The sequence below is a fragment of the Amycolatopsis tucumanensis genome (genome assembly GCF_021654135.1).
Classification (GTDB): Bacteria; Actinomycetota; Actinomycetes; order Mycobacteriales; family Pseudonocardiaceae; genus Amycolatopsis_E; species Amycolatopsis_E tucumanensis.
Genome location: NZ_JAKGSD010000012.1, coordinates 99,617 through 121,966, shown reverse-complemented (window position 1 = coordinate 121,966; position 22,350 = coordinate 99,617). Strand labels below are relative to the sequence as shown.

The following is a 22,350-nucleotide window of genomic DNA, read 5'->3' as shown; positions in this document are numbered from 1 at the left end:
GACAACGATGTCCCAACCATCCCCGCTGGATTCGGAAGACAGGGTTTCCCCGGGAACGGGAACGCCGCGGCACAGCGCTGTGGCGCGCCGGTCGATCATCGCCGCCGGCTCGGGAAACGCTCTCGAGTTCTACGATTTCGCGATTTTCGCGTCGCTCACACCGGTCATCTCGAAGCTGTTCTTCCCCTCGGGTGAGCCGCTCGCCGCGATCCTGTCGACGTTGGCGTTGTTCGCGGTCGGCTTCGTCATGCGGCCGGTGGGCGCCGTCGTGTTCGGGCGGCTCGCGGACCGGCGCGGGCGCAAGGTGTCCCTGGCGATCGCGGTGCTGATCATGGGCGTGACCACCGTGCTCATCGGCGTCATGCCGACCTATCCGCAGGCGGGGATCGTCGCACCGGTGCTCCTGTGTGTCGCGCGGCTGCTCCAGGGGTTGTCCGTCGGCGGGGAGTTCGGGACGTCGGCCAGCTTCCTCGTCGAGCACGCGCCCCCGCACCGCCGTGGGCTGTACGGCTCCTTCGCCTTCTTCTCCTCGACGCTCGGCAGCGTGCTCGGCGCCGTCGTGGTCCTGATCATGACGGTGTCGCTGTCTCCGGGCGACCTCGACAGCTGGGGCTGGCGGATCCCGTTCCTGCTCGGGTTCCCGCTGCTGGTCATCGGCCTCTACCTGCGCTACCGCATCGCGGAGTCGCCGGAGTTCGAGGAGCTCAAGGCAGGCAACGCCCAGGAGCGCAGCCCGCTGCGCACGTTGTTCACCCAGCACTGGCGGGCGTTCCTGATCGTGATCGGGATCTGCGTCGGCTTCAACATCGCCTCGTCCACGGTCCAGGTGTTCGCGCTCACCTACATCCGCAGCGTCGTGGGACTGTCCGCGGTGCAGGCGCTGAGCACGGTCATCATCGCCACCACGGCCGGGATCTTCCTGGTGGTCGCGTTCGGGCGCCTCTCGGACACCTACGGCAGGAAGCCGGTCCTGGTCTTCGCGTGCGTCCTGGCGGTGGTCCTGCCCTACCCGAGTCTGCTCATCATCGGCCTGACCGGGTTCGGCCCGGCGCTGCTGGGACAGCTCGTCCTGTGGATCCCGGTCGCCGCGTTCGGTGGCGCCATCCCGGCGCTGTTCGCGGAGCTGTTCCCGACGAAGGTCAGGGCGTCCGGGTTCGGGATCGCCTACGGATTCGGTTCGGCGATCTTCGCCGGCACCGCGCCGTTCGTGGCGACCCTGCTGATCGAGCTTTCCGGGAACAAGACGTCGCCGGCCTGGTACATGGTCGGGGCAGGCGTCATCACCTTGGTCGTCGTGATCGCGTCGGTGGATCGCCGGGCGCACGGGAGGAGTTGAAGCATGGGGTCTGCCGCGGGGCGGCTGACGGGCAAGTCAGCGCTGGTGACGGGTGCGGGTTCGGGTATCGGAGCGGCGACGGCCGAGGTGTTCGCCCGCGAAGGCGCGAAGGTCCTCGTCGTGGACGTGGACAAGTCCAAGGCGTCGGCGACGGTGGACCGGATCCGGGAGGACGGTGGTGTCGCCGAGCCGTTCGCCGCGGACGTCTCGGACGAGGTTCAGGTCGCAGGCGCCGTCGAGTTCGCGGTCGAGCGCTTCGGCGGGGTGGACGTGCTCCAGAACTACGCCTCCGAGCGAAGTCTGGTGGCCGAGGACGTCTTCGTCGCCGAGGCAGACCTGTCGGTGTGGCTGGGGCAGCTGCGCGTGGACCTGCTGGGCTGCGTCCTGACCGCGAAACACGTCCTGCCGCACATGGTCCGCGCGGGCGGGGGCAGCATCACCAACGCTTCTTCCCTGGCCGCCTGGCTTTCCCTCGAAGGCCGCCCGGCCTACGCGACCGCGAAGGCCGGGGTGATCGGGTTGTCGAAGTCGCTGGCTGTCGAGTACGGCAAGCAGGGGATCCGGTGCAACGTCCTCGCGCCGGGCCACATCGTCTCGCCCGCGACCGAGAAGATGTTCTCCGCGGCGCAGACCGAGGTGCTGCTGGATCACGTCGCGACGCCGCGGCTGGGCAGGCCGGACGACGTCGCGATGGCCGCCCTGTTCCTGGCCTCGCCCGAGTCGTCGTTCATCAACGGGCAGGTGCTGGTCGTGGACGGCGGCATGTCCGCCTACGCGCCCATGGTCCCGTCGTTCCGGCGCCTGGCCGGACAGTGAAGGAGCCGGCATGCGTTTCCTGGTGACGGGCGGGCTGGGCGTCAACGGCGCCTGGGTGGTGCGGGAGCTGCTGGGCCGCGGCCACGAGGTGGCCGTGTTCGAAAGCCGGGACGACACGTCGCTGATCGAGGATGTGGCGGACCGGGTCGAGCTCGTCGTCGGCGACATCCGCGACGCGGACGGTTTCACCGACGCCGCCCTGCGCCTGCGGCCGGACTGCGTCATCCATCTCGCGGCTTTCGTCGACTGCGAACGGGATCCGCACACCGCGATCGCGGTGAACGTCGGCGGCACCGCCGCGGTGTGCGCCGCCGCGGTGGCGGCGGGTGCGCGGCGGGTCGTCTACACCAGCTCGAAGGCGGTGTACGCGCCGGCGACGGGCAAGCGCGGGTTTCCCACCTACGAGGCCGTGCGCGAAGACGACGAGCTGCGGCCGACCGGCATGTACGGCATCACCAAGGCGGCCGCGGAGAACGTGGTGGCGTGGTACGGGCGCAACTCCCAAGTGGAGTGCGTCAGCCTGCGGTTCGCCACGATCTTCGGCCCGGGCAGGCTGCAGCGGCACGCCGGCCCGATCAACACCTACAGCTCGATGGTCGAGCTGCCGGCCTCGGGCCGCGGTTTCACGATCGAGCAGGGCGGGGACGAGCGGGACGACATCATCTACGTCCTCGACGTCGCCGACGCCATCGCGTGTGTCGCGCTAGCTCCCGGGCCGCTGCGCCACCAGGCCTACAACGTGGCCGCGGGGCACCCGGTGTCGATGCACGGCTTCGCGGACGCGATCCGCCGGGTCATCCCCGGCGCGGCGCTCGACGTGGGGCCCGGGCTGAACCCGATGCAGATGGCCGACAGCTACTACATGGCGCTGGATGGAACCCGGATGGAAGAGGAGTTTGGATGGCGTCCCCGCTACGATCCGGACCGCGCGATCCGGCACTACCACGAGCTCGTTCGAACCCGGCTCGCGTGAACCGGCAGGTGGTGCGGGCATGAGAGCAGCGGTCTACCGTCGTCCCGGTCCCGCGGCGGAGGTGCTCGAAGTCGTCGAGCTCGAGGTGCCCGAGCCCGGTCCGGGCCAGGTCCGGGTCCGGATCGCCACCTCGGGTGTCAACCCCACCGACTGGAAGACCCGGGCGGGATTCGCCGGGCGCACGCCCGACTGGTTCCAGGTGCCCCACCACGATGGCGCCGGTGTGGTCGACGCGGTCGGCGACGGCGTCACCGGCCTCCAAGTGGGGCAACGAGTTTGGCTGTACCTGGCGGCGTTCCACAACCGCTACGGGACGGCGGCCGAGTTCGCGGTCGTCCCCGCGGCGCGGGCGGTGCCGTTGCCCGACGGCGCATCCGACGACCTGGGCGCGTGTCTCGGCGTTCCGGCGCTGACCGCCGCGCACTGCCTGGGCGGGAATCCCGCGGCGCTGGCGGGGCGGACGGTCCTCGTCGCCGGGGGAGCGGGCGCGGTGGGGCATTTCGCCATCGAGCTGGCCAAGCACGCGGGCGCGCGGGTGGTGGCCACGGTGAGCTCCGACGAGAAGCGCGCATTGGCGGAGAAGGCCGGGGCCGACTTCGTCGTCCGCTACACCGACGCGGACGCGGCCCGGCGCATCCGCGACTTCGCCGGGCCCGTCGACCGGGTCGTCGAGGTCGCGCTCGGGGCGAACCTGGACCTCGACGTGGCCGTGCTCGGCGCCCCCGGCACCATCGCCGTCTACGCCGCGGAGGGGGAGCTGTCCCTGCCCGTGGGCGAGTTCATGAAGGCGAACACGACGCTGGAGTTCGTGCTGCTCTACGGGGTGTCCCCGGAGCGGCTGGCGGCCGCGATCCGGTGGACTTCCGACGCACTCGCGCACGGCGCGCTGTCCGCTCTGCCGGTGCTGCCGCACGGCCTGGACGAGGTGGTGCGGGCGCACGAGGTGGCCGAGCAGGCGCCGACGGGGAAAGTCATCCTGCGCGTGGGCGAGCACTGAAAGGGGAGCACACGGATGGACACCGGGATCACCCAGCTGACGCCGCTGTCGTTCCTGCGGCGGTCGGCGAACGTGCACGCCGGCAAGGTCGCCGTCGTGCACGGCGACGAGTCCTGGACCTACCGGGAGTTCGCCGCGCGCGTGGAGCAGCGGGCGCGGATGCTGCGCGCCGCCGGAGTGCGGCCGGGCGACCGCGTCGCCTACCTCATGCCCAACGTGCCGGAGATGCTGGCCGCCCACTTCGCCGTGCCGCTGGCCGGTGCGGTGCTGGTCCCGATCAACACCCGGCTGGCGCCTGAGGAGGTCCGCTACATCCTCGATCACTCGGGCGCGACCGTGCTCGTCGTCGACGCCGAGCACGCCGCCACGATCGCGCCGATCGCCGGGTCGCTGGACACGGTGCGGACGATCGCCGTGGCGGCCGACCCGTTCGGTCCCGAGGCGACCGTCGAGGTCCCCGGCGCGGTCGCGTTCGCCGACCTCCTCGCCGCCGCGTACGAGGAGGACGAGCTGGTGTGGGCGGTCGACGACGAGCGATCGCCCATTTCGATCAACTACACCTCGGGCACGACGGGACGGCCCAAGGGCGTGGTCTACACCCACCGCGGCGCGTACCTGAACTCCTTCGGCGAGATCTTCCACTCCGGACACGACGCGGACAGCGTCTACCTGTGGACGCTGCCGATGTTCCACTGCAACGGCTGGTGCACGACGTGGGCGCTGGTCGCGGCGGGCGGGACCCAGATCTGCCTGCGTGAGGTGCGCGGGGACCGGGTGTGGGAGCTCATCGACCGCCACCGGATCACCCACCTCAACGGGGCGCCCACGGTCGTCACCACGATCATGCGGGCCGAGCCGGCCCACCAGCTCGACCACCGGCTCGTCGTCACCACCGCGGGAGCGCCGCCGAGCCCCACCACGATCCTGCAGATGGAGCGGATGGGCTTCCGGATCGTGCACGTGTACGGCCTGACCGAAACCTACGGCCCGTACGCGGTGAACGAGTACCAGCGGGCGTGGGACGACCTGGCGCCGGAGGAGCGCGCGAAGCTGCGGGCCAGGCAGGGGGTGGGGATGCTGCAGGCGGACGAGGTCCGGGTGGTGGATGGGAACTTGCGCGACGTTCCCCGGGACGGGCGGACCATGGGTGAGATCGTCATGCGCGGCAACAACGTGATGCAGGGCTACTTCAACGATCCCGAGGGCACGGAACGGGCGTTCGCCGGTGGCTGGTTCCACTCCGGGGACCTCGGGGTGATGCATCCGGACGGCTACGTGGAGCTTCGGGACCGGGCCAAGGACGTGATCATCTCCGGCGGCGAGAACATCTCGACCATCGAGGTCGAGCACGCCATCGCCGCGCACCCCGACGTCCTCGAGGTCGCCGTGATCGGTGTCCCGGACCCGCGGTGGGGTGAGCGGCCCAAGGCCTTCGTGGTGCCGCGGCCGGGGAGGAACCCTTCGGAGAGCGAGCTGATCGCGCACGTGCGGTCGCTCATCGCCCGCTACAAGGCGCCGCGCGAGGTCGAGATCGTCACCGAACTGCCCAAGACCTCCACCGGGAAGGTGCGGAAGTACGAACTGCGCGAACAGGAATGGTCGGGGGAGGCCCTGCGCGTCCGCGGCTGACCGGAGTGACTGGAAGGAACCGATGAAGGTAGGAAACGTCGACATCGTCCCGATCCTCGACGGCACCGCGAGGTTGCCGATCGGGAAGACCGTGACCCACCGGCGGGACGCGCGGTGGGACTGTGCGCACCAGCCGCTGGACGAGCACGGCCGGATCCACATGGACATCGGGGCGTTCCTCGTGCGGCTGGGGGACCGGACGATCCTGGTCGACGCCGGAGCGGGTGACGACTTCGTGCACGAGGGGTTCGTGACAGGCTGGCTGCCGGCGAACCTGCGCCGGGCCGGGGTCGCGCCCGAGGACGTCACCGACGTGGTCTTCACGCACCTGCACCCGGATCACGTCGGCTGGGCGACGGTCCGCGGCGAGGTGACGTTCCCGCGCGCGACGTTCCGGGTGCACGAGGCGGACTGGGCGTACTTCATGACCGGCTCCACGGCCGATCCCGTCCTGCAGGAAACCCTGGCCCCGATCGAGGGGCGGCTGGAGACGTTCGACGAGGAGACCGAGCTGGCGCCCGGTCTCCTCGCGCGGCCCGCGCCGGGGCACACCCCGGGCTCGACCGTGTTCGTGGTCAGCGACTCCGGCGAGCGCGCGCTCCTGCTCGGCGACGTGGTGCACACGGTCGGGGAGCTCACCGACCCGGAATGGGAAGGGATGTTCGACGTGGACCGGGCCGCGGCCAACGCCATCCGCGAACGCATCGCCGACGAGCTGGCCGCTACGGGCGACCCGTTCGCCCCCGCGCACTTCCCCGAGCTGTCCTTCGGCCGCCTGATCACGGCCGACGGACTGCGCCGGTTCTCCTGGGCGTAGTGCTGGTTGTGCCGCCCACGGTCATGGGCGGCACAACCAGCCAGCAGCTCCGCCGTGATCTCGCTTCAGTAGTGCACCGCTCCGCGGTTGCCGCCCGCCACGGACACCGCGTCTCCCGTCACGGCGGCCGCCCGGGGCGAGCACAGGAACACGACCACGTCCGCGACCTCCTCCGCGGTGACGAGACGCCGGAGGCTCGTCGTCGCGGCCAGCTGGGCGCGGACCTGCTCCTCGGTGAGCCCGCCGGCCGCCGCCCGGTCCGCGACGAGCCGTGGGGTGCGTTCGGTCTCCACGAGACCCGGGTGCACGACCGTGACCCCGACACCGTGCGGGCCGAGTTCGTCGGCGAGGTTCGCGGTGAGGGCGGCGACCGCCACGTTGCGGATCGTCCCGGAGACGGAGCCGGTGCGGCGGGCGTTGAGACCGGAGATGTTCACGATCCGTCCCTGCCCCTGCCGGATCATGTGCGGCGCGAGGGCGCGGGCGCACCGGAGGTAACCGAGGACCTTGGTGTCGAAGTCCGCCAGCACCTCGCCGTCGGTGAGATCGGCCAGCGGTGGGGGAGCGGAGGCGAAGGACGGCTGGGCGGCGGCGTTCACCAGCACGTCGACACCGCCCCAGGCGGTCACGACCTGCTCGGCCATGGTCCGGACCGAGGAGTCGTCGGTGGTGTCCGCCGGGACGGCGAGGACCTCCGCTGCCGTGGCGCCGGAGCGGAGGCCGTCCGCGGCGGCGCCGAGCCGCCGCGCGTCCCTGGCGACGAGCGCCACCCGGGCGCCCTCGGCGAGGAGCCCGCGCGCGATGGCCAGCCCGAGCCCACGGGATCCTCCCGTGACGACCGCCCGGGCACCCTTCAACTGCAGATCCATGGTGACCTTTCCTACCGGGACCGCGTGGCGGTCCTGATGGACATCGCCGTCGAGACGATGTCGTCGACGTCCGCGCCGCGCAGCCAGGCCACGATCTCCCCGACCGCGGCCGCCGCGTCCTGCGCGCACTTGTCGACCAGGCCATGAGCCGCGGCCTGCTCAGCGTTCCAGCGTTCCCCGCCGTACAGCAGCAGCCCCGCCGGGCCGGTGCCGACCGCCTGCACCAGCCGGCGCACGAAAACCGGCTCGTAGGTCAGGCCGTGACCGAGCGCCGGTATCCGGAAGTTCGCCGCCGGCGAACAGATCCGGACGTCGCAGGCGAGCGCGAGGCTGCAACCCGCGCCGAAACACGTCCCGTCGATCTCCGCGATCTTGGGCGGTGCGAGCTCCGTCAGCGCCAGGACAGCGGTCTCGGCCAGGTGCCGGTAGGCGGCGACGTGGTCCGGATCGGACGAACTCAACTCCGCGAGGTCCCCGCCCGCGGAGAAACTCCCGCCGGAGCCCCGCAGCACGACGGCCGCGATTCCCGGTGTCTCGTCGATCCTCCTGACATGCCGGACCAGTTCCTGCCACATGTCGCCGGACATCGCGTTCCGCTTCTCGGGCCTGCTGATCGTGAGCCGGGCGACCCGGTCTGCGATGTCCAGTTGCATCGAACCGCTCATCCTCAGCCGGCCTTCGCGTCCGGGGCCGGAGCCGCGGCGACCACGCCGTTTCGCACCAGGGCCCGGACCTCGTGGTCATCGATTCCCAGCTCGGTCAGCAGGTCGACCGTGTCCTGCCCGATCCCGGGCGCCTTCCGCCGCGCGCGGGGCGCGCCGTCGGCGATGAGCGGCGTGTTCACCACGCGGCGGTGCCCGAACCGCTCGACGTCGCCCGGGAACATCTCGCGGGCCGCGTACTGGGCGTCGTCCAGCATCTCGGGGACGGTGTGGACGGGCCCGCACGGCACGCCCGCTTCACGGAGCCGCTCGATCCAGTGATCCCTCGGCGCCGTCCGGAACCGGGCCTGGAGCAGCCCGGCGAGCTGCTCGCGGTGGACGAAGCGGCTGTACTCGCCGCGGAAGCGCTCGTCGCCGGAGAGGTCGAGGTCGAGCACCGCGCAGAAGTCGCGCCACGAGCGCTCGGTCACGCCGATCACGAGCACCGCGTCGTCGCCGCAGGTGAACGCCTCGTACGGCGCGGTGAGCCGGTGCGCGGTGCCCAGCGGACCCGGCGGCTCGCCCGTCCCGGCGTAATCGGCGACCTCCCACAACGACCATCCGGCGATCGTGTCCGCGAGGGACACGTCGATGTGGGAGCCGCCGAGTCCCGCCCGGACGCGGTGCAGCGCCGCCAGCACGCCGATGGCGCCCCACATCCCGGTGCCCAGGTCCCCGATGGGGTAGCCCGCCTTCGCCAGCTCCCCGCTCGTGCTTCCGGTCACGCTGAGCAGCCCGCCGTAGGCCTGGGCGACCAGGTCGATGCCTTTCGCGCTCCGCATCGGCCCGTACTGGCCGAAGCCGGAGATCGAGCAGTACACGAGGTCCGGGCAGTCGTCCTTCAGGTCTTCGTAGGACAGTCCCTGCCGCGCGAGCGCGCCGACCCGGAAGTTCTCCACCAGCACGTCCGACCGGCGAGCCAGAGCCCTGACCAGGTTCTGCCCGCGCTCGGTCTTGATGTCGACCGCGAAGCTCCGCTTGTTGCGGTGGATCAGGTCGAACGGCAGCGGGCGCTGTTCCGGCCCGACCAGACGCCGCCGGAGCGAGTCCCCGTCGACGGGTTCGACCTTGATGACCTCGGCGCCGAGGTCGGACAGGATGGTGGTGCAGTACGGCCCGGCCAGTGCGCCGGTGATGTCCAGGACCCGCACGCCGCTGAGGAAGTGCTGCTCCGTCGTCACGCTCGCCTCAGACATGTGCCCGGTTCCCCTCGTCGTCTCGCGGTGTGGCTGGTCGTCCCGGCCGCTCCAGGACCTTGCGCAGCACCGCTACCTCCTCGGACAGCTCCCGCCGGCTCACCGCCGCTTCCCGTACCGAGCCGGAGCCGTGGTAGGTGCCGGGGAACAGGTGCAGTTCGACGGGCACCCCGGCCGCCAGCAGTGATCGCGCGAAGTCGATTCCTTCGTCGCGCAGCGGATCGAACTCGGCGACGGAGACGTACGCCGGGGGCAGGTTCGTCAGGTCGGTGGCGCGGGCGGGCGCGGCGTAGGGCGACACCGCGCCGGCTGCCCGGCCGAGGTAGGCGGACCAGCTGATCTCGGCGTCCCCGCGGGTGAGCGCGGGCGTGTCGGTGAACCGCCTGCTGCTCGCCGTCCGGAGCCGGTCGTCCAGCGCCGGCGATTTGAGGAACTGGAAGCGGACCGGGGGCCCGTTCCGGTCGCGGGCCAGCAGGGCGGCCGCGGCCGCGAGCGCGCCGCCCGCGCTCACCCCGTGCAAGACGATCAGGGAGGGGTCGATCCCCAGCTCGCCGGCGTGTTCGCACAACCAGAGAAGTCCGCTGTAGACATCGTCCAACGGTGTCGGGAAGGGCCACTCCGGAGCCAGCCGGTAGTCCACGGCGACGACGACCGCGTCGGTTTCCCGCGCGATCTCGGCGTTGCGGAGGTGGCTCATGTCCAGATCGCCCAGGATGAATCCGCCGCCGTGGACGTGGTAGATCGCACCGCTGTTCGTCCGGCGGGACGGCCGGTACACGCGGAGTGCGATGACGTGCCCGTCCGCGGCGGCGCACGAGTAATCACGAACACTCACACCCTCGACCGGGCCGGACCTGGTGTACCGGCTCGACGCGATCCGGCGGGCTTCCGCGACGTCGGTTCGGTCGACCGTGGGCAGGGCGGCGATCGACGGCACCAGCTCCTCGTCCATCCGGTACTGGCTCAACTGTCCCTCGCTTCGGGCAGGCGACGGCCCCGCAGGTCCGTCGACGCGAACGACCTCAGCAGCGCCGGGTCCTCGATCCAGATCTGCCGCCGGTAACGGCGGATCGCCCCGATGTCGTCCAGCTTCTTGAGCGCGCGGGCGACGACCTCGCGCACCGACCCGATGGTGTGCGCGAGATCGGTCTGGTCCGTCTGCACCAACAGCCCGTTCACGGTGGGGGTGGCCATCTCGAGCAGGTGCCGGCTCAGCCGCTGCTGGACGGAGTTGAACAGGTTGTCCTCGAGGTAGGCCACGGTTTCGTAGGTGGACTCCGCCAGGTACACGGCGACCTGGTAGGCGAGTTCCGCCCGGGTCCGCATGAGGCGGCGGAAGGTGTTCGGGTTCAGCACCGAGACCTCGCACATCGTCACCGCTTCCAGCGACGACGGTGCACCGTCGGTCAACATCGCGGGCAGGGCGGTGAAGTGCCCGGCCGTCGCGTACCGCGTGGTGACCTCCCGCCCGTCCCAGGACGTCACCTTCGCGCGAATCCGTCCCTTGTGGACGAGCGTCACCCGGTAGTCGGAGTTCCCGCGGCAGATGACGGTGCCCGCGGAGTAGGTCACCACCCGGCTGTCCGCGAGGAGCGCGTCGCGGATCTCCGGATCCTGTCCGGACAGGAAGCTCTTCGACCACGCCTGGAGCGCCGCGGCCGGGATCTGTGCGCGGTTCATTCCACCGCCGCCGGTTCCCCGGAATCGAGCTGGTCGAGTCCGAACTGGGAGGTGAAGCGCGAGCGCGGGTCCCGTTCCGGCCAGCTGCCCGATTCGACCGACTGGAAGAAGCCGCGGGCGATGTCGTTGAACCGCTGCGGGTTCTCCAGGTTGGGGACGTGCCCGCTGTTGGGCAGGACCAGCATGCCGCACGCGGGCGCGGTCCGCTTCAGCATCAAGCCCGTGGACAAGCACGCCTCGTCCTCGTCACCGTTGACGACCAGGAGGGGGACCGGGAAACTCCGGAACTCGCCGGCCAGGTCGTGCAGGGACGGCCGGCGGCCCTGGATCTCGAGGACGGTGAGCGCCAGTCCCTCCGCGGAGTGTTCCGCGAACTGTTCGACGAACTCGTGCCACGCGGGCTCGTTGTGGTGCTTGAGCTGCACCCGGCTGGGGCCTTCGGCGAACTTGCGTCCGACGAACCCGGCTCCCCGCGACCGGAGCTGCTCCGCGACGATCCTGGTCTCCGTCAGGTAGCCCGCCCGGGTGGCCGGGTCGGAACCGGACCCGACGCTGACCGCCATGACCGAGCGCACCCGGCCGGGGTGGCGCAGCCCGAGCTGGACGGCGGTGTAGCCGCCCATCGACAGTCCGACCACGTGGGCGGCGTCGACCTCCAGCGCGTCGAGCACCGTCAGCGCGTCGTCGACGGCCCGCTGCCACGAGTAGGCCGACGGGCTTGCCGGAACGTCGGAGGGCGGGTAGCCGCGCGCCGCGTAGGTGATGCACCGGTGGTCGTCCTGGAGACCGGCCACCTGCCGCGACCAGCTCCGGTGGTCGCCGGCGTACTCGTGGAGGAAGAGCACCGGAACGCCGTTGCCGGTGTCGGTCACGTGCAGCCGGACACCGTCATCGGTTTCCACGGAACGGCCCGTGTTCATGGCTTCTCCTGTGTCGTTGCATCCACGTCGATGCCCTCCTGCCGGGTTTCGGTCCGCGACCTGGACGATCCTTTCCAGGAAGGACGATCGTGTCTGTGACTTGCGTCCGTCAACCGCGGGTCCGGTGCCCGGACGTGGGTCACAGACAGGGCCGGGTGGTGCGGAGAGCATGCTGTGATCCGGCTCGAGGAGTTGACGTGAGAACACTCTTCCTTCCCCCGTTGTCCGTGGATCAGGCTGAGCGCAGGCGCGCGCTGCGAAACGCGTTCGCCCGGTTCCCGAGCGGGGTCACCGCATTGTGCGCCCTCGGGCCGGAGGGGCCCGTGGGCATGGCCGCCAGCTCGTTCACCTCGGTGTCGCTGGAACCCGCACTGGTGTCGGTCTGCGTCGGACGCGGCTCCACCACGTGGCCGCGGCTGGCCGCCGCCGGACGGGTCGGCATCAGCGTGCTCGGTGGCGAGCACGCCGAGCTCAGCGCAGCCCTCGCCGCCCGCGGTGTTGACCGTTTCGCCGACGCGACCTGGGAGGCGTCGCCCGAGGGAGCGGTGTTCCTGGCCGGTGCCCCGCTGTGGCTGGACTGCCGGGTCCACCGGACCGTGCCCGCCGGGGATCACGACATCGTCCTGTTCGAGGTGCTGGGCGCGCGCACCGACGACAGGTTCGGCCCGTTGATCTTCCACCTGAGCGCGGTGCGCGCGCTGGAGGCCCGATGAGCACCGGCCTCGCCGCCGTGCGCGCGCTGGCGCTCGGCCGCCCGATCGTGGTGGTCACCGCCGGCGGTCCCGGACCGCGCGCCGAGCTGGTGCTCGCTGCCGAGCGGGCCACCGCGCACGCCGTGGCCTTCCTCGTTCGTCACGGCGCGGGTTTCCTCCGCGTGGCGCTGAGCGACGACGACGCCGACCGGCTCGACCTGCCCGTGATGTACCCGCCCGGCAGCCGGGGCGCCCCGGAACGCGACTGCGTCGCCGTGGACGCCGCTCACGGGACGACGACGGGTATCTCCGCGGCCGACCGGGCCCGCACGATCAGCCTGCTGGCCGCGCCTGCGAGCACGCCCCGCGACTTCACCCGCCCGGGGCACGTCATCCCCGTGCGGGCGGCGGCGGACGCGACGGGTGGCACGCTCCCCGCGGCCCTCGCGCTGGCCTCGCGAGCCGGACTGCACCCTGTCGTCGCGAGCTGCGCGCTCGTCAGCTCCAGTGATCCCGTCCTGCTCGCCGGTCCCCGGGAAGCCCGCGAGTTCGCCGCCCGCACCGGTCTGGCCGTCGTCCACGCTGCCGGCTCGCATCGCGGCGTGGACGTGTGGACTACAGCGTCGCTGCGGATGTGACCAGCGCACCGACGTTCTGGACCACCTCCGCCGGGTGGCGATCCGCCTGCCTGCTCACCCGCCGGTGAGCAGCGCCGGGCGGCGCGCCGCCGGGGCGGGGGCCGCCGGGTGGAGGAAGGCTCGTCTGGCGGCGGCGAAACCGTGCCGGTCCTCGAAGATGTCGTGGCTCATCTCCGCGAGTTCCCGCACCCGGTAGGTCTCCAGTGGCCGGCGCTGCTCGTCGGCCTCCCGGTCGGCGCGTTTGCGCTGCAGGAGCGCATCCGACCCGGCGGCCAGTTCGGCGGCCCGCTCCAGCACCGCGCCGGGGAAGCGTTGCCGGTCGGCCGGCAGGACCTCGTCGACCATGCCGAGTGCCGCCGCCTCGCCCGCGCTGACCGGCTCGCACCGGCTGGTCAGCAGCCGCGACTGCGCCTCCCCGACCCGGCGAGGCAGCACGTACGTCCAGTACTCCGAGCCGTAGAGGCCCATGGTCTCGTAGTGCGGGTTGAGCACGATCCCGTCCCTGGCGAGGACGACGTCGGCGCCGAGCGCGAGCATCACGCCACCCGCGCCGGCGCCACCGGCGAGCGCGGACACCACGACCTGCCCGGTGCAGGTGATGATCTCCCGGCACAGGTCGTTGATCGCGGTGATGTTGCGCCACGTTTCCGCCGCCGGGTTCGGGTGCGCCTCGATCGCACCGAGGTGGATGCCGTTGGCGAACACCTCGCCGCCGGCCAGCACCAGGACCCGGGTGTCCTGGGCGGCCGCGTACCGGAGGGCCGCGGTGAGGCGGCGGCACTGCGCGGTGGACATCGTGCCGTTGTAGAAGTCGAACCGCAGCAGGCCGACGTCGTCCTGCCGCCGGTAGGCGATTTCCCGCGGGCCTGACGGCTGGTCGGTCTCCAATGGCTCCAGCACCTCGGGCACACCCGCGAGAGCGCGCCCGAGGACCTGCGTGGCGGGCAGCTTCACCGACGGGCCGGGGGACAGGCGCCGGGCGTGACCGACCCACACGGCGCCATCGCCGGTGCGGACGAGCACCGCCCCGTGGCGCCGCGCCGCGATCGTCCCCGGCTCGCCGGGCGTGACCGTGCCGGGATGGGCGTCGAACACCGCGACCGGCACACCGGCCAGCATCGTGTGCACGCCGGGGCGGCCGTCCGCGGCACGGATGCGGCGCAGGATGTGCCCGGTCTCGTCGTCCCAGGAGAAGCAGCGGTCCGGTTGACGCACGGGCGGCCGGGACCGCCCGACGATGCCGGCCCGGTCGTGGTCCCGCGGCGCGAACCCCGGGTCGCCGGCCTTGGTCACCACCTCGGCGATCAGGTCCACCGCGGCGTCGGCGACCTCGCCGTTGTAGAGGGTGCTCTTGCGCGGCGGCTCGGCGGGCATCGCGAACGTCCGCGACGCCCAGACCGGGCCGGCGTCCAGGTCCCCGGTCGCCTGCAGGGCGGTGACGCCCCACCGGCGCTCACCGTCCATGATCGCCCAGTCCAGGGACGACGGGCCCCGGTCGCCGGGGGGACCGGGGTGGATGATGATCGTGCGGTGGGCGCGCCACACCGCGTCGGGCACCCGGTGGCGCAGGAACGGGCAGACGATGAGGTCCGGCCTGGCGGCCGCGGCCGCGCCGGGGATGGTGTCCGGGTCGTGCACGACGTGCACGGTGACGTGGTGACCGCGGGCCCGGAGCGTGGTCCACGCTCGCTGGCTCAGGCCGTTGAAGGCCGAGCACAGAAGGAGAATTCGCACCGGGCCTCCGCTCGTCAATCGCCCGACGGTACCTGCCGGATCCGCGACGCGGTACGGCCGACCGGGGAAGAGGCGTTCGGCTGTCCGGCGCAATCCCTGCCGCCAAGATCGCCACCCCGCGTTACTGCATTGGGTGGTGATCTCCGGGCGGCTGCTATGTTGGCACCGTTAGCGTATGGCGTACTCCTACGAAGGTGGATGCGATGGCCATCAGATCCGCGGCGGACCTCGCCGACTTCCTCGTCACCTACACCCGGGACATGGCGTTGTCGGCAGAGGACCCGGGCGCGATCCTCGACCGCTACTTCGCGCCGGACTTCGAGTACTGCAACGACGGGCTGGTCATCGACCGGCAGCGGATGATCGACCACGTGCGGCCGGTGCGCAAGAACGTCGACCGGCCTGACGGCGGCGACTGGTCCGGAGCCGAGATCCACGACGCGCTCGTCGAAGGCGATCGGATAGCGGCCCGCTGGACGTTGCGCACCAGGCTCCGCAAGGGCAAGACCTTCGTCGCGGAGGTGTACCTGTTCGGCAGGCTCGCTGCGGACGGCCGGATCCGGCGGATCGATCAGGTCACCCGGGATCTGACGGAAGCGGGCTGACTCCGCGGGGGCGACGGGCATCCGCCGCCCCCGCGGTCCCCGGTCCGCGCTAGCCCAACAGCTCGAACACGCTCGAGAAGCCCTGCCCGCCGTGACCGTCGGCGATCCGGCGCGTCATCAGCTCCTTGGTCTCCCGCATGCGGACGGCTTCCACGCCGGCCGACTCGCGGTGGCCGATCAGGTCGTCCATCAACGCGACCTGGACGTCGAGCGGGCCGAGGTCCGGCGGGTACTCGCGGTTCTCGACGGCCTTGGCGATCGAGGTCAGCAGCGGCTGGTAAGCGCTCAGCGAAGCGGCGAAGCGGTCGGCGAACCCGGCCAGGTCGGCGCCTTCGGCCTGCACGAGCTTGAGCGTGTGCAGGAAGCCGAGGAGCAGTTCGTACCCCATGGCGACGTGGGCCAGGAACTCCACGGCCGCCGCCCCGGGGTCCTCGCCGTGGTAGCTGACGGCACCCAGTTCGCGCAGTGCCTCTTCGTGCTCGCCGAACGCGGTGCCGCTGAACAGGAACCGGGCGTTCTGGGTGCCCACGTACGGCGGGTCGCCCATGATCTTGCCGTCGACGTAGCGGGCGCCGTGCTCGTGCGCCCACCGGTCGTTCGCCCTGGCCTGGCCCGGAGATCCGCTCGTGACGTTCACCAGGACCTTGCCCGCGACGGTGTCCTCAATGGACGACAACACGCCGTCCACCGCGGCGCCGTCGAGCAGGCACACCACCACGAGCGGGCTCGCCGCGACGGCTTCCGCCGCCGTCGGGGCCGCGGTGGCTCCGGCCTCGACCAGTGGCGCCGCCTTGCTCGCGGTCCGGTTCCAGATCGTCGTGCGGTACCCGCGCTCCAGGAACACCCTGGCGATCGCCGAGCCCATCTCGCCGAGGCCGAGCACTGTCACCGCATCGGTTTTCGTCGTCATGCCACGACGATGCAACCTCCAGTATGGTCGAGGTCAAGGGATCGCGAAGTGGGTGTGTTCGCGGGGAAATCGCGGTGGAAGGACCTTGGTGTGGGCGAGCGGATGCAGATCGGCGAGGTGGCCGAGCGGACCGGACCGTCGCGGCCGGCATCGCGGTGCCGACCGTGGGGACAAGGGCGCGCTGCCCTCTTCGCCGCCGGTCCCGGGCGTGCCGGACGATGATCGGCCAGACGATGATCAACGTCCGCGGCCGGTGGCGCGCGCACCCGGGTGTCGGCCGGGGTGTTCCTGATGGTCCTGTGCCTGGTGCTGGAGCCGGTGGTGTCCGACATCCCGATGGCCGCGAACCTCGCGATCGGCGTGGTGGCCGGCTCGATCACCGCGATGGTCGTCTTCGCCCGCCTGGTCGACGTCACCGCGGTCGCCGACTCCGACGGCAGCCACTGAACGACGTCCTCCCCGGGGCCACTACTCTCCTCCCGTGATCGTCGTCCGACGCCGTGCGGATCGGTGGTGGCGCTTCGACGTCACGGTCCGCGACGCGCCGCTCGCGCTGGTGCTGCTCCTGCCGTCGCTGATCCCCGCGCTGCAGAACAACGGCACGCGGCTCGGCGACGTCCCGGACCGTCCCCTGGACGCGCTGGGCGTCGCGGTGGTCGCCCTCGAATGCCTTCCGCTGATCATCCGCAGGCGCCTCCCGGCCGCCTGCCTCGCTTTGGTCTCGACGGGGTTCGCGCTCGACCAGTTGCACGGTTACCACACGGTCGCGGGCACCGCGCTGCCGATCGCGCTGATCAGCGCCGGGGCGCACCTGGACCGGTGGCGGTGGACGGCCGCGATCGTGGCGTCGGTGGCCTACGTCCCGCTGGCCATCGCCCTCTCCGGTCCCGAGCCGGCCGAAGGCGTGGCCGGGTTCGTGTCGTTCTACCTGGCCCTGGTTCTGCTCTGGGGTATCGGGAGCAGGCTGCGCCAGTCCCGGGCCGCGGAAGCGGAACGCCGTCTGCACGCCGCCGAGACCGCCCGCCTCGCCGAACGCACCCGGATCGCCCGGGAACTGCACGACGTCGTCACCCACCACGTGACGGCGATGGTCGTGCAGACCGAGGCGGCGCGGTACCTGACCGGTGATCGCCTCGACCAGGCGCTGTCCGCCGTCACCGGTTCCGGCCGGCAGGCCATCACCGATCTGCGGCAGCTGCTCGACGTGCTCGACCCCCAGCACGAGCCGCGGAGCGATCTGCGCGCGCTCGTGGAGCAGGCCCGGCAAGCCGGCCAGCCGGTGGAGTACACCGAGGAAGGCGGCCCGCCCACCGGCGCCGCCGGAGCGACGGCCTACCGCGTCGTGCAAGAGGCGTTGACGAACGCGCTCAAGTACGCCCACGGCAGCCGCACCAGTGTCCTGGTGCGGCACGGGAACCGGGAGATCACGGTCGAGGTCGCCACCGACAGCGCGGGTTCGGTGACCGCGCCGGTCGGTGGCAGCGGGCGGGGGCTGGCCGGGCTTGGCGAACGGGTCGGCGGGCTCGGCGGCGAATTCCGGACCGCCCGGCAGGACGACGGCGGGTTCGTGGTGCAGGCCCGCATTCCGGCGGGCAGCGCGTCATGACCCGCGTCCTGGTGTGTGACGACCAGGCGCTGATCCGCGCCGGGTTCACCACGATCATCGACGCCCAGCCCGATCTCGAGGTGGCCGGCGAGTGCGGCGACGGCCGCACCGCCGTCGACCTCGCCGCCCGGCTGCGGCCGGACGTCGTGGTGATGGACGTGCGGATGCCGGTCCTCGACGGCATCGAGGCGACCCGTCTGCTGGCCGGCGCCGGGGTGGCTCAGCCGGTCAAGGTGCTCGTGGTGACCACGTTCAACCTCGACGAATACGTCTACGAGGCGCTGCGCGCGGGCGCCAGCGGGTTCCTCCTGAAAGACGCACCGCCGGCGCAGCTGCTGCACGGCATCCGCACGGTCGCGACGGGAGCCGCTTTGGTGGCTCCGGAGGTGACCCGCCGGCTCATCGGCCGGTTCGCCGCGCGGATCCGCCCGCCGCAGGACACCGCCGAGGAGACCCCGCTGACCCCGCGTGAGCTGGAGGTTCTGCGTCTGATCGCCGATGGCCGGTCCAACAGCGAGATCGCCGCGGCGCTGGTGCTCAGCCAGGAGACCGTGAAGACCTACGTTTCGCGGATTCTCACCAAGCTCGACCTGCGGGACCGTGTGCAGGCCGTGGTCTACGCCTTTCGCCACGGCCTGGCGGACTGATCTGTCCCCCGCGCGAGCTACCCGCGAATGTCCACTCCGCGGGGATCTTTCGGACCCCTCCGCACCTCTAGCGTGCGTGGCGCTGATCGAAGATTCCCACTGGAGAACTGAATGTTCCGCAACATCAAGTCAACCGCTGTCGCCGCGCTGCTGTGCGCCCTCGCCGGGCCGGTGCTGGCCGGGTGCGACGAGGCCGCCGAGTCGTCGGACGCCCCGACGTCGGCGGCCGCCGGTCCGGAGCCGATCTCCGGCACGACGAAGATCACCGTCGACGGCCGTTCGGTGAACGTGTCCTGTTCCGGTACCGAGATGGAAGACCGGCCGGTCGTCGTCCTGCTGGCGGGGCTCGGCGATGGTCTGGACAAGCTGGCCGGGTTCCAGCAGACGCTGAGCGCGAAGGGCCGGGTCTGTTCCTACGACCGGCTCGGCGAGGGCGCGAGTGACCAGCCGGGCGGGCCGCAGACGTTCGACAGCGCGGGCCGGATCCTCACCGGGGTGCTGGACCGGGTCGCCGGCGACAGTCCCGTGGTGCTGGCCGGGCACTCGCTGGGCGGGCTGATCGCCGCCCGCTACGCGCCCGCCCACCGCGACCGGGTCGCGGGGCTCGTGCTGATGGACGCCACGCCGTCGACCATCATCGGCGACACCACGGCGGCGATTCCGGAGTCGGCCACCGGCCCGGCGGCCGAGCTGCGCGCGCAGAGCCTGGCGGTCTACGGCGGCGAGAACCCGGAGCTGCTGACCATGCAGGACGGGGAGGTGGGTGACGCCGGGGACATCCCGGTGGAGGTGATCCGGCACGGGCAGCCCTACCTCGGCGCCGTCCCCGAGTACGGCGCCGCGCTGGAGCAGGCGTGGGCCGCGGGGCAGGACAAGTGGCTGAAGCTGTCCAGCGACAGCAACCCGGTCACGGCGCCGGACAGCGGCCACTACATCTACGTCGACCAGCCCGAGGTCGCGGTGCAGGCTATCGAGCGCGTTGCGGCTGATGCCTAGTCTTCTGCGGTGAGGAAGTCGGTGACGAGGGTGCTGGCTTGAGGGCGGCATTCCTCGAAGTAGGCGTGGCGCGCGCCGGGGAAGACGTGCAGGCGGGCGCCGGGGATGCGCTGGGCGAGCAGGGTGGCGTTGGTGGCGGGGGTGAGCCGGTCGTCTTCGCCGTGCAGGACGAGCGTCGGGGCGGTGATCTGGGGGAGGGCGTCCCAGGCGTCGTGCTGGTCGCTGGCCCGCAGGTGGTGTTTGCGGGCGTGCGGGGGCATCGACGGGTCGCCGAGCGTGCGGTACGGGCCGGGGTGGGTCGCCCGCCATCCCGGCGTGTACATCAGGTCGGCCAGCGTCTCGCGGGCGTCCGGGCGCAGCAGGGCGCGGCGCACCTCGGCCGACCGCTCGACGGCGTGCGGTCCGCCCGGGGAGGCGCAGCCGAGCACGAGCCGGCGCACCCGGTGGGGGTGGCGGATCGCCAGCCACTGCGCCACCCGGCCGCCCATCGAGGTGCCGTACACGTCGGCCTGCTCGATGCCGAGCCCGTCCAGCACGGCGATGACGTCGTCGGCGAACAGCGGGGTCGAGTAGGGCACGTCGGGTTTGCCGCTGGCGCCGGTGCCGCGGTAGTCCATCGTGATGGTGGTGCGGGCGAAGTCGGCGCGGGCGGAGTCCCACCAGGTGTGATTGTTGGCCTGCCCGGCGAGCAGCACGAGGGGCGGCCCGCTGCCCCGGCGCTGCACCGCGAGCGGAGTGCCATCCGGCGCGATCACCCGGTCGTCCATACCTCTCCGTTCTCGCTGAATGGTGCCGCCAGTGGTGACCCTACGCACCGCCCACTAGACGTCCGTGAGGCCGGGTGCGTGTGGCGCCAGGGCGTCGATCAGCCCGCTGAGGAGGTCTTCCTTCGTCGAAGGGGTGGTCGCGGCGCCGGAACCGGACGTCAGGCAAGTGGGGAAGCCCGAAAGTCAGGCCGACGGTCACGTCCCCGGCGGCCACGTCGCCGTGAATGGTCAACTCGGGATTCACCGCTTGGAACTCCTGCAGGAAGGCCTGACAGCGAGTACGACAGGTACGACGAGAGCTCCACTTGCCTGCGCAGAGCGTGTTCCGGGCCTGCACCATCCACGGCTGCGTTTCCGGCTCGAAGTTCCAGGGGCGCTTGTCGGCGCGCTGCACGCAGACGAACGCCAGTTCGTCGCCCATGGCGGCCGGGATGTGCTCGGGCAGGTCCAGCCGGCCGTCGGCGGTCACCTCGAACACGACACCTGCACCGTCCGGCAGATCCTGCACCAGCAACCGGTCTTCACCCGGCACGACCCGGCGATTGGGCCAGCCCAGCTTCTCCGGCGCGGCGGCCGACGACGCCCAGGACACGACATCCACCACGCGCCCGTTCGTGCTCATGCTGACCGCGACCGGCTGAAAGCGGTCGACCAGCAGAAAATGCGAACGCAGGCGTGTCACGTACCAGGGGGCGAACGTCCGCCGCCGCGGCGGGGTGAAGCGGGACAGTAGAGAGCCAGGTTCAGCGTTTCCGCTCATCAGCGACAGTGTACGGCTGCCCCGGGGCCGCGGCGCCGCGGCGACGGAGTTGCGGCTGCCTGAGGTGCGGCGGCTCGTAGGCCACGTCCACCGGTCCGAGGTCGGTGCCGGGCGGGACGATCTCGTCGATCCGGTCCAGGAGGTCGTCGCCGAGCTGGGTGCCGGCTCCGGCGAGCAGGTCGTCCAGTTGTTCCTCCGTGCGCGGGCCGATGATCGCCGAGGTGACCGCGGGGTGGGCCGTGGTGAACGCCATCGCCATGTGCCGCAACGGGATTCCGGCCTGGCCGGCGATGGGGAGGAGGGCTTCGACGGCGTCGATCTTGCGTTCGTCGGTCATGTGCCTGGGCACCCAGTGCATCCGGCCTGCCGAAACCTCCGCTGTACCGTTCTTGCGGTACCGGCCGGTGAGCAGTCCCATCGACAAGGGGCTCCAGACGAGGACACCCATCTCGTAGCGCCGGCACACCGGCAGGATCTCGTTCTCCACACCGCGGTTGAGGATGGAGTAGTGCAGCTGCTCGGTGCGGAACCGGGCCAGCCCCCGCCGCTGCGCCACCCATTGGGCTTCGACGATCTCCGAGGCCGGCAGGTTGGAGTGGCCGATCGCCCGCACCTTGCCCGCCCGCAGCAGATCGGTCAGCGCGCTCATCGGCTCCTCGATGTCGGTGCCGGGCTCGGGGTGGTGGAGCTGGTAGAGGTCGAGGTGGTCGACGCCGAGCCGGCGCAACGACCCTTCGACGGCCGAGATGATCCAGCGGCGGGAGTTGCCACGCTGGTTCGCGCCGGGGCCCATCGCCCCGTTGCCCTTGGTGGCGAGGACGACGTCGTCGCGACGGCCGCGCAGGGCCTTCCCGACGATCCGCTCGGTTTCGCCGTCGCCGTAGACGTCGGCGGTGTCGATGGTGTTGATGCCGCCGTCGAGCGCGCGGTGGACGATGCGGACGCACGCTTCGGGGTCGGGGTTGCCGTACGGGCCGAACATCATCGTGCCCAGGGTGTAGGTGCTGACCTGGATGCCGGTGCGGCCGAGGGGACGGGTCTGCAAAGAGCTTCTCCTTCAG

At 71.6% G+C, this 22,350-nt stretch carries 24 protein-coding genes; 13 read left to right on the top strand and 11 right to left on the bottom strand.

The window, feature by feature from the left end; genetic code table 11:
- Positions 1-79 precede the first annotated feature (79 nt).
- The 6 genes from L2C96_RS15205 to L2C96_RS15180 are packed head-to-tail and all read left to right on the top strand — an operon-like array spanning position 80 to position 6,568.
- Entirely contained in the window at positions 80-1,336 is a 1,257-nt protein-coding gene (locus L2C96_RS15205; protein ID WP_237336596.1) for an MFS transporter, read from the top strand.
- Positions 1,337-1,339: 3 nt separating this feature from the next.
- Complete coding sequence (locus L2C96_RS15200) at positions 1,340-2,152, top strand: SDR family NAD(P)-dependent oxidoreductase (protein ID WP_020417145.1); 813 nt, start codon at positions 1,340-1,342, stop codon at positions 2,150-2,152.
- Between the two features lie 10 nt (positions 2,153-2,162).
- The gene (locus tag L2C96_RS15195; protein ID WP_237336595.1) at positions 2,163-3,125 is read left to right on the top strand and encodes an NAD-dependent epimerase/dehydratase family protein; all 963 of its coding nucleotides are present in this window, start codon (positions 2,163-2,165) and stop codon (positions 3,123-3,125) included.
- Positions 3,126-3,144: 19 nt separating this feature from the next.
- Positions 3,145-4,122, top strand: coding sequence for an NADPH:quinone reductase (locus L2C96_RS15190; RefSeq protein WP_237336594.1), 978 nt, complete (start codon positions 3,145-3,147; stop codon positions 4,120-4,122).
- A 15-nt stretch (positions 4,123-4,137) separates the two neighbouring features.
- Positions 4,138-5,751: a long-chain-fatty-acid--CoA ligase gene (locus tag L2C96_RS15185; RefSeq protein WP_237336593.1), complete on the top strand. Its 1,614-nt coding sequence runs from the start codon at positions 4,138-4,140 to the stop codon at positions 5,749-5,751.
- A 22-nt stretch (positions 5,752-5,773) separates the two neighbouring features.
- Positions 5,774-6,568, top strand: coding sequence for an MBL fold metallo-hydrolase (locus tag L2C96_RS15180; protein ID WP_237336592.1), 795 nt, complete (start codon positions 5,774-5,776; stop codon positions 6,566-6,568).
- Positions 6,569-6,633: 65 nt separating this feature from the next.
- Here L2C96_RS15180 and L2C96_RS15175 read toward each other — a convergent pair whose 3' ends face one another.
- From L2C96_RS15175 to L2C96_RS15150, 6 genes are read right to left on the bottom strand one after another with little or no spacing between them, the layout of a single operon-like run.
- On the bottom strand, positions 6,634-7,437 hold the full coding sequence (locus L2C96_RS15175; RefSeq protein ID WP_237336591.1) for an SDR family oxidoreductase: 804 nt from the start codon (positions 7,435-7,437) through the stop codon (positions 6,634-6,636).
- Positions 7,438-7,448: 11 nt separating this feature from the next.
- Positions 7,449-8,090: an enoyl-CoA hydratase/isomerase family protein gene (locus tag L2C96_RS15170; RefSeq protein ID WP_237336590.1), complete on the bottom strand. Its 642-nt coding sequence runs from the start codon at positions 8,088-8,090 to the stop codon at positions 7,449-7,451.
- A 14-nt stretch (positions 8,091-8,104) separates the two neighbouring features.
- On the bottom strand, positions 8,105-9,334 hold the full coding sequence (locus L2C96_RS15165) for a CaiB/BaiF CoA transferase family protein (protein ID WP_237336589.1): 1,230 nt from the start codon (positions 9,332-9,334) through the stop codon (positions 8,105-8,107).
- Entirely contained in the window at positions 9,327-10,301 is a 975-nt protein-coding gene (locus tag L2C96_RS15160; protein ID WP_237336588.1) for an alpha/beta hydrolase, read from the bottom strand. The genes L2C96_RS15165 and L2C96_RS15160 overlap by 8 nt, the downstream gene beginning before the upstream one ends.
- Complete coding sequence (locus tag L2C96_RS15155) at positions 10,298-11,014, bottom strand: Crp/Fnr family transcriptional regulator (RefSeq protein WP_237336587.1); 717 nt, start codon at positions 11,012-11,014, stop codon at positions 10,298-10,300. The genes L2C96_RS15160 and L2C96_RS15155 overlap by 4 nt, the downstream gene beginning before the upstream one ends.
- Positions 11,011-11,934, bottom strand: a complete 924-nt coding sequence (locus L2C96_RS15150) for an alpha/beta fold hydrolase (RefSeq protein WP_237336586.1) — start codon at positions 11,932-11,934, stop codon at positions 11,011-11,013. Before L2C96_RS15150 ends, L2C96_RS15155 begins: the two co-directional genes overlap by 4 nt.
- Before the next feature lie 197 nt (positions 11,935-12,131).
- On the opposite strand from L2C96_RS15150, the gene L2C96_RS15145 reads away from it, so the two are divergent.
- Together L2C96_RS15145 and L2C96_RS15140 are read left to right on the top strand one after the other, a co-directional pair.
- Positions 12,132-12,647 (top strand): flavin reductase family protein, encoded by a 516-nt coding sequence (locus tag L2C96_RS15145; protein ID WP_237336585.1) that lies wholly within the window; start codon positions 12,132-12,134, stop codon positions 12,645-12,647.
- Positions 12,644-13,264: a 3,4-dihydroxy-2-butanone-4-phosphate synthase gene (locus L2C96_RS15140; RefSeq protein ID WP_237336584.1), complete on the top strand. Its 621-nt coding sequence runs from the start codon at positions 12,644-12,646 to the stop codon at positions 13,262-13,264. The genes L2C96_RS15145 and L2C96_RS15140 overlap by 4 nt, the downstream gene beginning before the upstream one ends.
- Positions 13,265-13,318: 54 nt before the next feature.
- Here the strand turns inward: L2C96_RS15140 and L2C96_RS15135 are convergent, their stop codons facing one another.
- Complete coding sequence (locus tag L2C96_RS15135) at positions 13,319-14,998, bottom strand: hydrogenase maturation protein (RefSeq protein ID WP_237336583.1); 1,680 nt, start codon at positions 14,996-14,998, stop codon at positions 13,319-13,321.
- A gap of 203 nt (positions 14,999-15,201) precedes the next feature.
- Here L2C96_RS15135 and L2C96_RS15130 point away from each other — a divergent pair, with 203 nt between their 5' ends.
- Complete coding sequence (locus tag L2C96_RS15130; protein ID WP_237336582.1) at positions 15,202-15,603, top strand: nuclear transport factor 2 family protein; 402 nt, start codon at positions 15,202-15,204, stop codon at positions 15,601-15,603.
- A gap of 49 nt (positions 15,604-15,652) precedes the next feature.
- On the opposite strand, the gene L2C96_RS15125 is transcribed toward L2C96_RS15130, so the two are convergent.
- Complete coding sequence (locus L2C96_RS15125) at positions 15,653-16,513, bottom strand: NAD(P)-dependent oxidoreductase (RefSeq protein WP_237336581.1); 861 nt, start codon at positions 16,511-16,513, stop codon at positions 15,653-15,655.
- Positions 16,514-16,795: 282 nt separating this feature from the next.
- Here L2C96_RS15125 and L2C96_RS15120 point away from each other — a divergent pair, with 282 nt between their 5' ends.
- The 4 genes from L2C96_RS15120 (at position 16,796) to L2C96_RS15105 (ending at position 19,762) form a co-directional block, all read left to right on the top strand.
- Positions 16,796-16,960 carry a hypothetical protein gene (locus tag L2C96_RS15120; protein ID WP_372491220.1) on the top strand — a complete coding sequence of 55 codons (165 nt, stop codon included), beginning with the start codon at positions 16,796-16,798 and terminating at the stop codon, positions 16,958-16,960.
- 34 nt (positions 16,961-16,994) lie between these two features.
- Entirely contained in the window at positions 16,995-18,119 is a 1,125-nt protein-coding gene (locus tag L2C96_RS15115; protein WP_237336580.1) for a sensor histidine kinase, read from the top strand.
- The gene (locus L2C96_RS15110) at positions 18,116-18,766 is read left to right on the top strand and encodes a response regulator (protein WP_020417127.1); all 651 of its coding nucleotides are present in this window, start codon (positions 18,116-18,118) and stop codon (positions 18,764-18,766) included. The genes L2C96_RS15115 and L2C96_RS15110 overlap by 4 nt, the downstream gene beginning before the upstream one ends.
- Positions 18,767-18,877: 111 nt before the next feature.
- A complete protein-coding gene (locus L2C96_RS15105; RefSeq protein WP_020417126.1) occupies positions 18,878-19,762 on the top strand; it encodes an alpha/beta fold hydrolase in 885 nt (294 codons plus the stop codon).
- Here the strand turns inward: L2C96_RS15105 and L2C96_RS15100 are convergent.
- The 3 genes from L2C96_RS15100 to L2C96_RS15090 are packed head-to-tail and all read right to left on the bottom strand — an operon-like array spanning position 19,759 to position 22,334.
- On the bottom strand, positions 19,759-20,529 hold the full coding sequence (locus L2C96_RS15100) for an alpha/beta fold hydrolase (RefSeq protein ID WP_020417125.1): 771 nt from the start codon (positions 20,527-20,529) through the stop codon (positions 19,759-19,761). The two genes, L2C96_RS15105 and L2C96_RS15100, sit on opposite strands and share 4 nt — an antisense overlap.
- A gap of 40 nt (positions 20,530-20,569) precedes the next feature.
- Positions 20,570-21,289 carry a hypothetical protein gene (locus L2C96_RS15095; RefSeq protein ID WP_157358474.1) on the bottom strand — a complete coding sequence of 240 codons (720 nt, stop codon included), beginning with the start codon at positions 21,287-21,289 and terminating at the stop codon, positions 20,570-20,572.
- Positions 21,273-22,334 (bottom strand): aldo/keto reductase, encoded by a 1,062-nt coding sequence (locus L2C96_RS15090; protein WP_020417123.1) that lies wholly within the window; start codon positions 22,332-22,334, stop codon positions 21,273-21,275. The genes L2C96_RS15095 and L2C96_RS15090 overlap by 17 nt, the downstream gene beginning before the upstream one ends.
- Positions 22,335-22,350: the final 16 nt, after the last annotated feature.

What these genes read in the sequence shown, in the direction of transcription:
- L2C96_RS15200 (WP_020417145.1), top strand. Translation starts at nt 1,340, where the DNA reads ATGGGGTCTGCCGCGGGGCGGCTGACGGGCAAGTCAGCGCTGGTGACG.
- L2C96_RS15195 (WP_237336595.1), top strand. Translation starts at nt 2,163, where the DNA reads ATGCGTTTCCTGGTGACGGGCGGGCTGGGCGTCAACGGCGCCTGGGTG.
- L2C96_RS15190 (WP_237336594.1), top strand. Translation starts at nt 3,145, where the DNA reads ATGAGAGCAGCGGTCTACCGTCGTCCCGGTCCCGCGGCGGAGGTGCTC.
- L2C96_RS15185 (WP_237336593.1), top strand. Translation starts at nt 4,138, where the DNA reads ATGGACACCGGGATCACCCAGCTGACGCCGCTGTCGTTCCTGCGGCGG.
- L2C96_RS15180 (WP_237336592.1), top strand. Translation starts at nt 5,774, where the DNA reads ATGAAGGTAGGAAACGTCGACATCGTCCCGATCCTCGACGGCACCGCG.
- L2C96_RS15175 (WP_237336591.1), bottom strand. Translation starts at nt 7,437, where the DNA reads ATGGATCTGCAGTTGAAGGGTGCCCGGGCGGTCGTCACGGGAGGATCC.
- L2C96_RS15170 (WP_237336590.1), bottom strand. Translation starts at nt 8,090, where the DNA reads ATGCAACTGGACATCGCAGACCGGGTCGCCCGGCTCACGATCAGCAGG.
- L2C96_RS15165 (WP_237336589.1), bottom strand. Translation starts at nt 9,334, where the DNA reads ATGTCTGAGGCGAGCGTGACGACGGAGCAGCACTTCCTCAGCGGCGTG.
- L2C96_RS15155 (WP_237336587.1), bottom strand. Translation starts at nt 11,014, where the DNA reads ATGAACCGCGCACAGATCCCGGCCGCGGCGCTCCAGGCGTGGTCGAAG.
- L2C96_RS15150 (WP_237336586.1), bottom strand. Translation starts at nt 11,934, where the DNA reads ATGAACACGGGCCGTTCCGTGGAAACCGATGACGGTGTCCGGCTGCAC.
- L2C96_RS15140 (WP_237336584.1), top strand. Translation starts at nt 12,644, where the DNA reads ATGAGCACCGGCCTCGCCGCCGTGCGCGCGCTGGCGCTCGGCCGCCCG.
- L2C96_RS15130 (WP_237336582.1), top strand. Translation starts at nt 15,202, where the DNA reads ATGGCCATCAGATCCGCGGCGGACCTCGCCGACTTCCTCGTCACCTAC.
- L2C96_RS15125 (WP_237336581.1), bottom strand. Translation starts at nt 16,513, where the DNA reads ATGACGACGAAAACCGATGCGGTGACAGTGCTCGGCCTCGGCGAGATG.
- L2C96_RS15110 (WP_020417127.1), top strand. Translation starts at nt 18,116, where the DNA reads ATGACCCGCGTCCTGGTGTGTGACGACCAGGCGCTGATCCGCGCCGGG.
- L2C96_RS15105 (WP_020417126.1), top strand. Translation starts at nt 18,878, where the DNA reads ATGTTCCGCAACATCAAGTCAACCGCTGTCGCCGCGCTGCTGTGCGCC.
- L2C96_RS15100 (WP_020417125.1), bottom strand. Translation starts at nt 20,529, where the DNA reads ATGGACGACCGGGTGATCGCGCCGGATGGCACTCCGCTCGCGGTGCAG.
- L2C96_RS15095 (WP_157358474.1), bottom strand. Translation starts at nt 21,289, where the DNA reads ATGAGCGGAAACGCTGAACCTGGCTCTCTACTGTCCCGCTTCACCCCG.